Below are 13,786 nucleotides of genomic sequence, written 5' to 3' on the forward strand. Positions count from 1 at the left end.
CAGAGGTCACTCCGCCGATTTTTATTTTGTCTGAGCTCGAACATAATGGGCAATGACGTCTGATGTGTACTGAGCTGTCCCTGGGCCAAATTTGTCAATATTTTCCTTAAACTCTGGATTATAGACATAGCCTTTTCCGATATGACCGAAGACTTCCACAGAACAGTCAAATCCATAAGTACGAATAGCTTGCAAGAGCTTGGCTGCTTCCTCTTGGTTTTCAGATGCTGTTATCGGCAGACCAGATTGTAGATTTTGTGCCAAGGCTTGAAAGATTTGATTAAAGGCTGTTGTAGCTTCATCCTCTCGTCCTTTTTGACGCTCGAGAGCCTGGTCCATGACTTCTTGGCCATATTTCTCTACTGCCTCTTGGTGGTATTTTTGATTGTCTTGATAGCTAAATCCAGTGAATTTTTCTTGAATGGTCATTTTTATTTCTCCTTTTTGTTCTTGTATGGTTTTTTGTAAGGTTGAAATTAAGGTATCCAGATGTTGTCTTTCTCGAGTCAGGTAATCCAGCTGTCTCGTCAAATGTGGTAACAAGTTCATCTTTTCTTCCTTCAATAGCTCTGCTATTTTTTCTAAAGAAAAACCTAGATACTTGTAATAAAGGATAACCTGAAGTCGTTCTAAATCTTCTTGACTGTAGGTTCGATAGCCATTCTCTGACTTTAACGGAATCAAGAGTCCTATCTTATCATAATGGTAAAGGGTCTTGATAGAGACGCCTGAAAGCTGCGCAGCTTCTTTGATATGGTACATGATTTCCTCCTCACATAAATAGTATATACCCTCCCCTTTGAGGAGAGTCAAGTATTTTATCATATTTTTTATAAAAACATGAAAATCGCTTTCTTGACAGACTTGAAAAATCATGATAGGATAATCAAGTCTATCAATCAAATAAAAAGCTCATAAAGAGCCATTGAGAGAAGGCTATTTGACAACTCAAGTAGCCTTTTCTTATTTTAAAAAATAGATCGGAGTTTAACAATGTCTGAAAAATCGCAATGGGGATCTAAGCTAGGCTTTATCCTTGCATCTGCTGGTTCTGCTATTGGTCTTGGGGCCGTTTGGAAATTCCCTTATATGACCGCTGCTAATGGTGGAGGAGGATTTTTACTGGTCTTTCTCATCTCGACACTATTGATTGGTTTCCCACTTTTACTTGCTGAATTCGCACTTGGTCGGAGCGCTGGCGTGTCAGCAATCAAAACATTTGGAAAATTGGGCGATAACAAGAACTACAATTTTATTGGTTGGATCGGTGCCTTTGCCCTTTTCATCCTCCTATCTTTTTATAGTGTTATTGGTGGATGGGTTTTAGTTTATCTAGGTATCGCTATTGCTAAAGCCTTCCAGGTTGGGATTAGCAGTGATTATGCCCAGCTCTTCACAGACATTATTTCAAATCCATGGATTGCCCTTGGTTCCCAAGCCCTCTTCATCTTCCTCAACATCTTTATCGTTTCTAAAGGGGTTCAACAAGGGATTGAAAGAGCTTCTAAGGTCATGATGCCCCTGCTCTTTATCATCTTTGTCATTATCATTGGGCGCTCTCTCAGCTTGCCAAATGCCATGGAAGGTGTAGTTTACTTCCTCAAACCTGACTTTTCAAAACTGACAAGCGCCGGACTCCTCTATGCTCTGGGACAATCTTTCTTTGCTCTATCCCTCGGGGTTACAGCCATGTTGACCTATGCTTCTTACTTGGATAAGAAAACCAATCTGGTCCAATCAGGTATGTCCATCGTTGCCATGAATATCTCTGTATCCATCATGGCAGGATTAGCTATCTTCCCAGCCATGTCAGCCTTTAACATTCAGTCTGAAGGTGGGCCAAGCCTCCTCTTCATCGTTTTGCCTCAACTCTTTGACAAGATGCCTTTTGGAAGTATTTTCTACATCCTCTTCCTCTTGCTTTTCCTCTTTGCGACAGTCACTTCTTCTGTCGTGATGCTGGAAATCAATGTAGGCAACATCACCAATCAGGACAATCGTAGACGTGCTAAGTGGAGTATGATTTTAGGGGTTTTAACTTTTGTATTTGGTATCCCTTCAGCCCTATCCTATGGTGTCATGGCAGACGTTCAAATCTTTGGTAAGACCTTCTTTGATGCCATGGACTTCTTGGTTTCTAATCTCCTCATGCCCTTTGGTGCCCTCTGCTTGTCCCTCTTTACAGGATATATTTTCAAAAAAGCATTGGCTATGGAGGAACTCCATCTTGATGAAACACCGTGGAAACAAGGACTTTTCCAAGTCTGGCTCTTCCTTCTTCATTTTATCATCCCAATTATCATCATCGTGGTCTTTATCGCCCAGTTTATGTAACTATAAAAAGAACTTGAGTAATGAACTCAGGTCCTTTCTTTTTACGGATGGCTAACAATCAATTCCAAATCTTGTCCTTCAAGTGTCCAAGTTTCAACATCGCTTGGTAAGATAAAGTGGCTACCTTTTTGAATTGGATATTCCTTACCGTCTACAGTTAGTTTCCCTTGACCAGCTAAGACACTCAACAAGCTATAGTCAGCTGATTTTTCAAAGTCAACTTTTCCAGTAATTTCCCACTTGTAGACTGCGAAGAATTCATTGGATACAAGGAGAGTTGAACGCAGGTCATCTGCTTTGACTGCTACAGGTCGGCTGTTAGCAGGCTCTCCGATATTCAATACGTCGATGGATTTTTCAAGGTGAAGCTCGCGCAAGTTACCATTGTCATCCTTGCGGTCAAAGTCATAGACACGGTAGGTTGTATCACTAGACTGTTGCGTTTCAAGGATCAAGATTCCTGCTCCAATAGCATGCATGGTTCCACTTGGAACATAGAAGAAATCTCCAGCTTTTACAGGAACTTTTGTTAACAAGGCATCCCAGTTTTTATCTTCGATTTGCTGGCGGAGTTCTTCTTTTGACTTAGCGTTATGGCCGTAAATAATTTCTGAACCCTCATCTGCAGCAATAATGTACCAACATTCTGTTTTTCCGAGTTCGCCCTCATGCTCTAGTCCATAAGCATCATCTGGGTGGACTTGAACACTGAGCCAGTCGTTGGCATCAAGGATTTTTGTTAAAAGCGGAAATACTGGCTCTGGACGGTTGCCAAATAACTCACGGTGTTCCGCATACAAAGTAGCTAGGTCGATTCCCTCAAAACGGCCATTAGCTATTTTAGAAACACCATTTGGGTGAGCTGAGATTGCCCAATATTCACCAATCTTTTCGCTCGGGATGTCATAGCCAAACTCATCACGAAGTTTGGTACCTCCCCAGATTTTTTCTTGCATAACGGAATTTAAAAATAATGGTTCTGACATGTTTCATCTCCTGTCTGATTTTTCCCCCTCATTATAGCAAAAAAAGAGTCCTAATTGAACTCTTTTTTTCTATCTTATAAAGAAGGGAGAAGATTTTATAAAAATAGTGAATAAATGTGTTCTACTCAATGCTTGCACCATTGCTAGCAATAACATCCTTGTACCAGTAGAAGGACTTCTTCTTGCTACGTTTGAGACTTCCATGACCTGCATTATCACGATCCACATAGATAAAACCATAACGCTTGTTCATTTCGCCTGTTCCAGCTGAAACCAGATCTATACAACCCCAAGTCGTATAACCAAGCAATTCAACTCCATCGTGGTAAATAGCATCTCGCATGGCCTTGATGTGGTCCTCTAGATAAGCAATCCGATAGTCATCTGCTACATAACCATTCTCATCTGGTGTATCAATAGCACCGAGGCCATTTTCTACGATGAACATGGGCTTTTGGTAACGATCCCAGATGGTATTGAGGGTGATTCGAAGGCCAAGTGGGTCAATCTGCCATCCCCATTCTGAAGATTCTAGATAAGGATTTTTGAGAGAGGCAAATACATTTCCAGCTGTTAATTCTTTAACTTTTGGATCACCTGAGGCCACTCGACTTGCATAGTAAGAGAAGGAAACAAAGTCAACAGTATTGTTCTTCAACAAAACCAAATCATCTGCCGTCATTTCAATCTCAATCCCCTCACGCTCCCACTGCTTCTTTGCGTAATTTGGGTATTCCCCACGCGCTTGAACATCAATGAAGAAGTAACTCTTGCGGTCTTCTTCCATAGCAGCCCAGTAGTCTCTCGGATGGGCTGTGTTAGGATAATACTGCCCTGCTGCCAACATACATCCAACCTTGTTTTCTGGGTCAATTTCGTGGGCAAGCTTAGTCGCCATGGCCGAAGCCACCAACTCATGGTGAGCCGATAGGTATTTGACTTGTTCTTGATTTTCTCCTTCTTCAAAACAGAGACCAGCTCCCATAAAGGGTGCATGAAGAATCATATTTATTTCATTAAATGTTAGCCAGTATTTGACCAAGTCCTTGTAACGGGTAAAAAGTGTGCGACAGAGATTCTCATAGAAGTCCAACATACGACGATTGCGCCAACCGCCATACTTAGTAATTAAGTGCATGGGGCAGTCAAAATGCGTGATGCTTACCAGAGGTTGGATCCCATACTTATGGCATTCCTTAAACAAATCCTCATAAAAAGCTAGACCAGCTTCATTTGGCACGCTTTCGTCGCCCTTAGGAAAAATCCGAGTCCAAGCAATGGAAAGTCGATATGTTTTAAAGCCCATTTCCGCAAAAAGGGCAATATCTTCCTTGTAATGATGGTACATATCAATGGCTTCTTTTGCTGGGTAAAAATAGCCCTCCTCAAACGAGAACATCTTTTTCTGACCTGTGATTATGGCTTCACGGTCCTTACCGATTGGAACAACATCAACATTCGCCAACCCACGACCGTCTAAATTATAAGCACCCTCACATTGATTAGCTGCCGTAGCACCACCCCAGAGGAAATCCTCTGGAAATTGTAATATTTCTGTCATCACTTTACCTCACATGATTTACTGGTACTATTATACTATCAAACATTTAAATAAAGCTGAAATAGCCCCAAAAAATGTTTTAAGAAAAGCATTTTCTTTACAAAAAAGCTTCTACGATGAACATAGAAGCCAAATAGGGTAGTTGAAGTTTGTATACAAAACTGCTTTATTTCATAAGATTTGGAAGAATGAACATGATAAAGAAAGCTAGAGCAACCATAATAAAAACATTAAGATAGATAAAACATTTTGCCAACCATGCATATCGCCCAGGTCTTAGTGGTCTTTCTACATAGGAATGTTTTGGTTTTTTAGGATCATAATAAACAGCAACTTTTCCACCAATTGGAAAGCGTTCCTTAAGAGGAGATTTTGTAAAAGACAAAAAACTATTCCCCTTAACTTTGTATCTTAAAACTTGTGGAATTTCACCATTTTCAAAATTATCCGTTTTTACATCAGATACGATTGAACCTAAGGGAGTACTGATTGTATTTGAAATCGCAGATAGAAATTTAGGCCCTACGACCTTGTATTGGTTTCCATCAACAGTGTATTCAACAACCGGGAGACTAATCCCATTATAAAGAGCATAGGAATATCGGATAATAACTCCTTCCGTTCTTTCGGTACATCTCTTGGCATTACTATAATTACTAAATATAAAATAGGAAAACATAAAATAGGTGAAGGCAGCAAAGCCTAACATCATTAAGCCAATTAATAGAAAGAAAGTTGTTGGCATATTTTTCTCCTTAGAACATTGTTATGAAGCTATTTTAACAAATTTAACAGAAAAGACAAGAAAAAGACCGGATTGCTCCGATCTTTCAATAGTTCATATGCGCACATTCTTTTTTAAGAATCATTATGGTTAACTTCAAATGACTAAGCACCCTATTTCATTCTATAAAAATCAATCACTAGACCAGCAGGACCTTTAACTAATAAGGACTCTGTTCCCCAATCCGTTTCACAAGAACCGTGTAAAACCTTTATACCAAGCTCTTTCAACCGTTTGTAGTTCAGGTCTACATCCTCAACCTCGATGTGAAGAATGATTCCTGACTGAAAATCTTCCAAAGGAATTAAATGATTTCGGGACAACATAAGACAGTGACTGCCAATCGTAAACTGAGCAAAACCGTCATCAACATAGTCTGCCTTTTTATCCAAGATATGCTCCAGTTCCGCACAGACTTGGGGAACATTTGAAACGATAATATCTAATTGATTTAAATTCATTTACTATCCTCCATAAAAAGACCGGATTGCTCCGATCTTTTAAGTTACTCTCTATGAAAATCAAAGAATAAACAAGTCGGAACTGAGTTTGATGGAAAATCTTTGCTCATCAAACTACGAAAAATCCTTTGGGACTTTTTCTAGGCTACGCACTAGATTCCATCATTGAAAATTAAGGTTTCAATGATGAAATCATCGGAAGTAAACCTCAGAATGAAGTCTACAAATTTATCTTTTATTTTCCACGAGCAGAATTATTTAATTGCGCGTGATTGCAAACCTTCTTCTTCCAAGAAGAGGCGGAATGGTACGAGTTCTTCTGCTTCGTATTTTTCCTTGAAGGCTTTGATTGCTTCTTCTGAGTGTTGTTTTGGATCCAACTCAAGTACTTCTACTGGAAGTGGACGGTGTTGAGTGATGCGAGCATCGATGACAACTGTCTTACCTTCTTTGTTGAGTTTAACAGCTTCAGCAACGACTGCGTCAATGTCTTCGATACGGTCAACTGTAAATCCAATAGCTCCTTGAGCTTCAGCGATTTTCGCATAGTCAGCATTAGGGAAGTCACAACCAAACAAGTGTTTGTTTGTGTCTTCGTATTTGTCCTTGATGAAGGCATATTTACCATTTGAGAAGACAACGTTGATAACTGGAAGGTCGTATTGAACGTTTGTGATCACGTCTGGGTAGCACATGTTGAAGGCTCCATCACCCATGATGTTCCATACTTGGCGATCTGGATTGTCTTTCTTAGCAGCGATACCACCAGGAAGGGCAATACCCATTGTCGCAAAGAGTGGAGATGTACGCCACATATTCTTAGGTGTCATGTGAAGGTGACGAGTAGATGTTTGAGTAGTGTCACCTACGTCGATTGAATAGATAGCATCTTGATCAGCATGTTTGTTGATTGCATTGTAGACTTGGTACAATTGCAATTCACCCTCAGTTTTACCTTCGAGTTTGTTCATGTAATCACGCCAGTTTTGGTTGTTCTTAACGTTTGCACGCCACCATGGAGTAGATTCTACTGGGTTTACTTTGTCAAGGATTGCTTGTGCTGCTTGACCTGCATCACCAAGGATAGACGCGTCAAGGGCATGGCGTTTACCGAGTTTATAAGGGTCAATATCCACTTGGATGAATTTTTCAGTATTCTTGAAGGCTTCGTAAACTTCAGCAAATGGGAAGTTTGAACCAAGGAAAAGAACGGTGTCTGCTTCAAAGACCACTTCATTGGCTGGTTTCCAACCAACACGGTAAGCAGAACCTGTCAACCCTTCATAGTTCCATTCAAAGGCTTCAAAGTTTTTACCTGTTGTAATGATTGGTGCTTTGATTTTACGTGACAATTCAGTAATCACTTCACCAGCTTTAACACCACCGTAACCAGCATAGATAACTGGACGTTCAGCGTTGTTCAAAATTTCAACAGCTTTGTCGATTTCAACTTCGTTCAAAGCAGGAGCGATAAATGAACGCTCGTAAGAACCTGAACCGTAGTATGAGTTTTCGTCGATTTCTTGGAAACCAAAGTTTACTGGAATTTCAACAACGGCTGGACCTTTTTTAGAAACGGCAGCACGGCAAGCTTCGTCGATAACTTTTGGCAATTGCTCTGCGTAAGCTACACGTTTGTTGTAAACAGCGATACCGTTGTACATTGGGTTTTGGTTCAATTCTTGGAAGGCATCCATATTGAGTTCATTAACAGGACGTGATCCAAGGATAGCGAGGAATGGAGTGTTATCCATAGCTGCATCGTAAACACCGTTGATCAAGTGAGTCGCACCTGGACCACCTGAACCAACTGCAACACCGATAGATCCGCCAAATTTAGCCTGCATAACCGCTGCAAGAGCACCTGTTTCTTCGTGGCGAACTTGCAAGAAACGGATATCTTTGTCTTCAGCCAAAGCGTCCATAAGTGAGCTAAGTGTTCCTGATGGGATACCGTAGATAGTATCTACGCCCCATGTTTTCAATACGTTAAGCATTGCTGCAGATGCAGTAATTTTCCCTTGAGTCATAATGATAACTCTCCTTAAAAGTTAATTTGATGAATAATAAAAGCGCTTTTATATGTTTTTTGAAAACGATTCAGTAAATTTACACTCCTAATTTATCACATTTACTTATAGTTTCATAAGAATGTGCTCAGAAACTTTCATTCTCTATTACAGTACAGATTGAAAACGTTTTGAAAATCTGTTTTAGAATAGCAAAAAAGCGGTTAAAACCGCCTTTTTATACTCAATGAAAATCAAAGAGCAAACTAGGAAGCTAGCCGCAGGCTGTACTTGAGTACGGCAAGGTGAAGCTGACGTGGTTTGAATTTGATTTTCGAAGAGTATTAATCGACTTTAGTAAAATTAAGCATCAGAGAGCTAATTAAAACAGAGACTGAACTAAAGGCCATGGCCAATCCTGCAAGTTCTGGATTGAGTACCAAACCAAGACCAGAAAACACTCCTGCTGCAATCGGAATACCAATGAGGTTATAGATAGAAGCCCAGAAAAGATTGAGTAGAATACGATTAAAGGTCTTCTTACTCATATCAAAAGCACGTGCCAATCCTAGTAAATTGTTGGTTGTAAGGACAAGATCTGCTGATTCAATGGCAATATCTGTCCCAGAGCCCATGGCAATTCCGACATCCGCTACACTGAGGGCCGGTGCATCATTGATACCATCTCCGACAAAGGCAAGTTTACCATTCTTTTGAAGCTTGTGAATTTCATGTGCCTTTTCCTCTGGCAAGACATTTGCGATCACTTCTTCGATTCCAATTTGCTCTGCAATCGCATGGGCTACTCCAGCATTATCTCCAGTAAGCATGACCGTTCTAAGGCCACGTTTTTTCAATTTAGCAATAGCTTCTTTGGCATTTTCCTTAGGGACATCCTGCAAGGCAATTAAGCCTTTTAGTTCACCATCTACTGATAAGAAGACAACTGTTTTCGCTTCTTTCTCAAGCAAATCAAATCGTTCTTGATAATCATGTGGAATAGCAAGATCATCTAAGAGTTTGGCATTCCCAAGCAAGACTTGTTTACCTTTGATAGTACCAGTCACACCTTTCCCATGCAAGGCTTGGAAATTTTCTACGGGATCAAGACTGATTCCTAATTCAGACGCACGATTGACAACAGCTTGAGCTAGCGGGTGTTGAGATACATCTTCCAGTGAAGCAGCCAAACTTAGCACTTCTCTTTCATCACCAATAACATCTGTCACTACTGGCTTCCCTTCGGTCAAGGTTCCTGTCTTGTCAAAAACAATGGTTTGGACTTTTTGGATTTCCTGTAAAACTGTACCATTTTTGAGAAGAATCCCCATCTTGGCACTTCGTCCTGTTCCAACCATGAGTGCTGTCGGTGTCGCGAGTCCTAGTGCACAAGGACAGGCAATTATCAAAACAGCAACTCCGTAGAGAAGTGACGTCACAAAGCTTTCTCCTAGGAAAACAAACCAGATCCAAAAAGTAAGAAGTCCTAAAATGACAACTGCTGGTACAAAAATCCCAGAAATCTTGTCTGTCAAATCTTGAATAGGAGCACGACTCGTTTGCGCTTTCTTCACAAAGTCCACAATCTGAGCCAGCATAGTCTCAGAACCAACTTTTTCAGCTTTAAAAATGATCGTACCACTATTATTGATAGTTGACCCAATAACAGCATCTCCAACTGATTTATCGACTGGAATACTTTCCCCAGTCACCATTGATTCATCAATACTCGTTTCACCTTCTAACACGGTCCCATCAACGGCAATTTTTTCACCTGGTCGAACGCGAATGAGATCCCCAACTTTGACTTGTTCTAGAGGGATTTGAACATAAACATCATCACGCAAAACCTCTGCTGTTTTTGCTTGTAGGTCTAATAATTTTTCGACTGCCTGTGAAGTATTTTTTCGCATTTTTTCCTCAAAAACTGCTCCCAAAAGAATGAAGAAGAGGATAAATGCAGCACTTTCAAAGTAAACGGGCAGACCAGTGAAGAGGGCAACTAAGCTATAGAAATAGGCCACTAGGGTTCCCAGAGCAACCAAGGTATCCATGTTGGAATTGTGCTTTTTAAAACTAGCCCAGGCGCTTCTGATATATGGAACTCCAGCTACCAGCATAATGGGTGTTGTGGCTAAAAAGGTGCCCCAACGCATGACTTGGTGACTAATTCCTCCTGTAGACATCCCAATCATGAGAATCACAAGAGGCACAGTAAAGATACTAGTAATCCAAAAACGCTGTAAAAGACTGAGAGACTTTTTAGTTTTTTCAACAACGGTGTAGGTCCCCTTTTGCATCTTCATGCCGCATGAAAATTCATGCTCGCCCAAGTCTTGAGGCGTAAAGCGAATGACTTTTTCCTCGTCTTGAGCGATTGGTTCTAGGATTCCTTCTTCTTCGAAGAGAATCTCCTTATAGCAGTTTGATGGTGTCACACGGTGAAAGGTAATCTCAGCAGGAATCCCTTTTTGCAGTTGAATGTGGGCTGGATGGTAGCCTTTGTCTGCCGTGATACGGATTTTTTGAACACCATTTTCAAGACTTGCTTTTACAATTTCAGTCATATCATTCTCCTATTCTATAATCATCTTACCGTGCATCATATTCATGCCACAAGAGAAACCATATTCTCCTGCTTCTTCAGGAGTGATTTCAACCACATATTGGTCTCCCATAGGCAGATCTGCATGCACTCCAAAGTCTGGAAAAACGATTTGGTCCAAGCAAGGTGAAGGATCTTTTCGATCAAAAATAATACGAGCTGGTTGCGATTTTTTGAGGATAATAGTTCCTGGAGTGTATCCCCCCATGACTTCCACTCGAATTTCTTGATAGCCATTTTTTTGCTGGGCTCTCTTAGCATCTTCTTGCGGTTTTTTGAAAAACCAAAAGAGGATAAAAGCAATCATTCCTAAAACAACAATAGATACAAATAGATTTAACATAGCGTCTCCTTTACATACAATTACATCTTACTTCTGTTACAGCACTTGCTTTTTTCTTTGAAATCACTTCTTCCAAACCTTCCAAGTCAGCTAGGGTAAAGTCACATTCTTCAATCAAATCAGCTAGCAAGAGCTTTATTCTTCGAGAACAAAGCTTGTCTTTGATATCCTGAACCATTAAGCCCCTACTATCATCTAGCGTTAAAAGGGCCGAATAGACAAAGGACTTACCCTGTTTTTCCCGAGTCAAACATTCCTTCTCCACCAAACGAGCCAAGAGTGTCTGGATAGTGGATTTGGACCAACTGAACCTTTTCTCTAATACTTTTATAAGATCAGTACTGGTCTGCTCCCCCTGCATCCAGATAATCTTCATGACCTGCCATTCTGCATCCGAAATCCGCATCAGCACACCTCCAAAATCTACATTTGTCAATTACAATCATTAGTATACTCTTAAAATCTACATTTGTCAACCTAAAAATCACATTTTTAAAATTTATCGCCGCTATAAATATTTTTTATCACCACAATAAAAAATACATATTATCCAAAGCTCTTTTTTAATGCTACAATAACTGTATCATTTTCCTAGATGGGAGGTTCTACTTTTGGATTGGTCCATTGTTGAACAATATCTACCACTCTATCAAAAGGCATTCTTTCTGACCTTGCATATTGCAGTTTGGGGAATCCTAGGTTCTTTTTTGCTGGGACTCATCGTCAGCGTCATCCGACATTACCGAGTTCCTATTCTCTCACAGCTGGCAACAGCCTATATAGAATTGTCACGAAATACACCCCTTTTGATACAACTTTTCTTTCTCTACTTCGGTCTACCGCGAATAGGGATTGTTCTTTCTTCAGAAGTCTGTGCAACAGTCGGGCTCATCTTCTTAGGTGGTTCCTACATGGCAGAATCCTTCCGAAGCGGGCTAGAAGCAGTTAGCCAAACCCAGCACGAGATTGGTTTAGCTATTGGCCTCACACCATTTCAGGTTTTTCGCTACGTGGTTCTTCCACAAGCGACAGCGGTGGCTCTACCATCCTTTAGTGCCAATGTTATTTTCCTCATCAAGGAAACTTCTGTCTTTTCAGCAGTTGCCCTTGCTGACCTTATGTACGTTGCTAAGGATTTGATTGGCCTCTATTATGAGACAGACATTGCACTGGCTATGTTGGTAGTTGCTTACCTTATCATGCTTCTACCTATTTCACTAGTCTTTAGTTGGATAGAAAGGAGGCTCCGTCATGCAGGATTCGGGAATGCAAGTACTCTTTCAGGGAAATAATCTCCTGAGAATCTTACAAGGATTGGGAGTCACGATTGGGATTTCTATCCTGTCTGTCCTTTTATCCATGATTTTCGGAACGGTGATGGGAATTATCATGACTTCTCATTCTAGAGTGATTCGTTTCTTGACTCGTTTTTATCTAGAATTTATCCGTATCATGCCCCAGCTGGTACTACTTTTCATCGTTTACTTTGGTTTAGCTCGAAACTTTAATATCAATATTTCTGGTGAGACTTCTGCTATTATCGTTTTCACCCTCTGGGGAACAGCTGAGATGGGTGACTTAGTTCGTGGAGCTATCACTTCCCTACCGAAACATCAGTTTGAGAGCGGACAAGCACTTGGCTTAACTAAAGTGCAACTCTACTACTACATCATCATCCCTCAGGTCTTAAGAAGATTGCTCCCACAAGCCATCAATCTTGTCACTCGGATGATTAAAACGACTTCCTTGGTTGTTTTGATTGGGGTTGTTGAAGTTACCAAGGTTGGACAACAAATCATCGATAGCAATCGTTTGACTATCCCAACCGCTTCCTTTTGGATTTATGGAACCATCCTAGTCTTATATTTCGCGGTTTGCTTCCCTATTTCCAAACTATCTACTCACTTAGAAAAACATTGGAGGAACTAAATGTCTGAAACTATTTTAGAAATCAAGGAACTAAAAAAATCCTTCGGAGACAATCCTATCCTCCAAGGACTTTCCCTAGATGTTAAAAAGGGGGAAGTGGTCGTCATCCTAGGGCCGTCTGGTTGTGGGAAAAGTACCCTACTTCGTTGCCTCAATGGTTTAGAAAGTATTCAAGGAGGAGATATCCTGCTGGATGGCCAGTCCATCGTTGAAAATAAAAAAGATTTTCACCTGGTTCGCCAAAAGATCGGTATGGTCTTTCAAAGTTATGAACTCTTTCCTCACTTGGATGTCCTTCAAAACCTCATCCTAGGCCCTATCAAGGCTCAAGGGAGAGACAAAAAAGAGGTTACTGAAGAAACTCTACAACTACTGGAACGTGTCGGACTTCTAGATAAACAACATAGCTTCGCTCGCCAGTTATCTGGTGGACAAAAGCAACGGGTTGCGATCGTCCGTGCCCTGCTCATGCATCCAGAAATTATCCTCTTTGACGAAGTGACTGCTTCACTGGATCCAGAAATGGTGCGTGAGGTTCTAGAACTTATCAATGACTTGGCACAGGAAGGACGCACTATGATTCTGGTAACCCATGAAATGCAGTTTGCCCAAGCCATTGCGGATCGCATCATCTTTCTAGACCAAGGTAAAATCGCTGAGGAAGGAACTGCTCAAGAATTCTTCACAAATCCACAAACCAAACGAGCACAAGAATTTTTAAACGTCTTTGACTTTAGCCAGTTTGGCTCATATCTATAATCAATAAAGGAGATT

At 40.7% G+C, this 13,786-nt stretch carries 13 protein-coding genes; 4 read left to right on the forward strand and 9 right to left on the reverse strand.

Features of this window, described 5'->3' with window-relative positions:
• Positions 1-21: 21 nt before the first annotated feature.
• Positions 22-762 (reverse strand): MerR family transcriptional regulator, encoded by a 741-nt coding sequence (locus QEZ38_RS01525; protein ID WP_281334791.1) that lies wholly within the window; start codon positions 760-762, stop codon positions 22-24.
• 231 nt (positions 763-993) lie between these two features.
• On the opposite strand from QEZ38_RS01525, the gene QEZ38_RS01530 reads away from it, so the two are divergent.
• Complete coding sequence (locus QEZ38_RS01530) at positions 994-2,334, forward strand: sodium-dependent transporter (protein WP_281334792.1); 1,341 nt, start codon at positions 994-996, stop codon at positions 2,332-2,334.
• Positions 2,335-2,375: 41 nt separating this feature from the next.
• On the opposite strand, the gene manA is transcribed toward QEZ38_RS01530, so the two are convergent.
• From manA to QEZ38_RS01570, 8 genes are all read right to left on the reverse strand, one after another.
• Entirely contained in the window at positions 2,376-3,320 is a 945-nt protein-coding gene (manA, locus tag QEZ38_RS01535; RefSeq protein WP_281334793.1) for a mannose-6-phosphate isomerase, class I, read from the reverse strand.
• 121 nt (positions 3,321-3,441) lie between these two features.
• Entirely contained in the window at positions 3,442-4,881 is a 1,440-nt protein-coding gene (locus QEZ38_RS01540) for a 6-phospho-beta-glucosidase (RefSeq protein ID WP_281334794.1), read from the reverse strand.
• Positions 4,882-5,047: 166 nt separating this feature from the next.
• Positions 5,048-5,626, reverse strand: coding sequence for a DUF3592 domain-containing protein (locus tag QEZ38_RS01545; RefSeq protein ID WP_281334795.1), 579 nt, complete (start codon positions 5,624-5,626; stop codon positions 5,048-5,050).
• Positions 5,627-5,778: 152 nt separating this feature from the next.
• Positions 5,779-6,126, reverse strand: a complete 348-nt coding sequence (locus tag QEZ38_RS01550; protein ID WP_281334796.1) for a VOC family protein — start codon at positions 6,124-6,126, stop codon at positions 5,779-5,781.
• Positions 6,127-6,380: 254 nt separating this feature from the next.
• On the reverse strand, positions 6,381-8,156 hold the full coding sequence (gene spxB, locus QEZ38_RS01555; protein ID WP_281334797.1) for a pyruvate oxidase: 1,776 nt from the start codon (positions 8,154-8,156) through the stop codon (positions 6,381-6,383).
• A gap of 323 nt (positions 8,157-8,479) precedes the next feature.
• Entirely contained in the window at positions 8,480-10,702 is a 2,223-nt protein-coding gene (locus QEZ38_RS01560) for a heavy metal translocating P-type ATPase (RefSeq protein WP_281334798.1), read from the reverse strand.
• Positions 10,703-10,711: 9 nt separating this feature from the next.
• Entirely contained in the window at positions 10,712-11,083 is a 372-nt protein-coding gene (locus QEZ38_RS01565) for a cupredoxin domain-containing protein (RefSeq protein ID WP_281334799.1), read from the reverse strand.
• Between the two features lie 10 nt (positions 11,084-11,093).
• Positions 11,094-11,489, reverse strand: a complete 396-nt coding sequence (locus tag QEZ38_RS01570; protein WP_281334800.1) for a CopY/TcrY family copper transport repressor — start codon at positions 11,487-11,489, stop codon at positions 11,094-11,096.
• 205 nt (positions 11,490-11,694) lie between these two features.
• Between QEZ38_RS01570 and QEZ38_RS01575 the strand changes: the two genes are divergently transcribed.
• The 3 genes from QEZ38_RS01575 to QEZ38_RS01585 are packed head-to-tail and all read left to right on the forward strand — an operon-like array spanning position 11,695 to position 13,771.
• Positions 11,695-12,375 carry an amino acid ABC transporter permease gene (locus tag QEZ38_RS01575; RefSeq protein ID WP_281334801.1) on the forward strand — a complete coding sequence of 227 codons (681 nt, stop codon included), beginning with the start codon at positions 11,695-11,697 and terminating at the stop codon, positions 12,373-12,375.
• Positions 12,335-13,012, forward strand: a complete 678-nt coding sequence (locus QEZ38_RS01580; protein ID WP_223140004.1) for an amino acid ABC transporter permease — start codon at positions 12,335-12,337, stop codon at positions 13,010-13,012. The genes QEZ38_RS01575 and QEZ38_RS01580 overlap by 41 nt, the downstream gene beginning before the upstream one ends.
• Positions 13,013-13,771 carry an amino acid ABC transporter ATP-binding protein gene (locus QEZ38_RS01585; protein ID WP_281334802.1) on the forward strand — a complete coding sequence of 253 codons (759 nt, stop codon included), beginning with the start codon at positions 13,013-13,015 and terminating at the stop codon, positions 13,769-13,771.
• Positions 13,772-13,786: the final 15 nt, after the last annotated feature.

The organism is Streptococcus taonis (assembly GCF_029948085.1).
GTDB classification, from domain to species: domain Bacteria; phylum Bacillota; class Bacilli; order Lactobacillales; family Streptococcaceae; genus Streptococcus; species Streptococcus taonis.

Coding starts and splice junctions, on each gene's coding strand:
- QEZ38_RS01525 (WP_281334791.1), bottom strand. CDS start 762: ATGTACCATATCAAAGAAGCTGCGCAGCTTTCAGGCGTCTCTATCAAG.
- QEZ38_RS01530 (WP_281334792.1), top strand. CDS start 994: ATGTCTGAAAAATCGCAATGGGGATCTAAGCTAGGCTTTATCCTTGCA.
- manA (WP_281334793.1), bottom strand. CDS start 3,320: ATGTCAGAACCATTATTTTTAAATTCCGTTATGCAAGAAAAAATCTGG.
- QEZ38_RS01540 (WP_281334794.1), bottom strand. CDS start 4,881: ATGACAGAAATATTACAATTTCCAGAGGATTTCCTCTGGGGTGGTGCT.
- QEZ38_RS01545 (WP_281334795.1), bottom strand. CDS start 5,626: ATGCCAACAACTTTCTTTCTATTAATTGGCTTAATGATGTTAGGCTTT.
- QEZ38_RS01550 (WP_281334796.1), bottom strand. CDS start 6,126: ATGAATTTAAATCAATTAGATATTATCGTTTCAAATGTTCCCCAAGTC.
- spxB (WP_281334797.1), bottom strand. CDS start 8,156: ATGACTCAAGGGAAAATTACTGCATCTGCAGCAATGCTTAACGTATTG.
- QEZ38_RS01560 (WP_281334798.1), bottom strand. CDS start 10,702: ATGACTGAAATTGTAAAAGCAAGTCTTGAAAATGGTGTTCAAAAAATC.
- QEZ38_RS01565 (WP_281334799.1), bottom strand. CDS start 11,083: ATGTTAAATCTATTTGTATCTATTGTTGTTTTAGGAATGATTGCTTTT.
- QEZ38_RS01570 (WP_281334800.1), bottom strand. CDS start 11,489: ATGCGGATTTCGGATGCAGAATGGCAGGTCATGAAGATTATCTGGATG.
- QEZ38_RS01580 (WP_223140004.1), top strand. CDS start 12,335: ATGCAGGATTCGGGAATGCAAGTACTCTTTCAGGGAAATAATCTCCTG.
- QEZ38_RS01585 (WP_281334802.1), top strand. CDS start 13,013: ATGTCTGAAACTATTTTAGAAATCAAGGAACTAAAAAAATCCTTCGGA.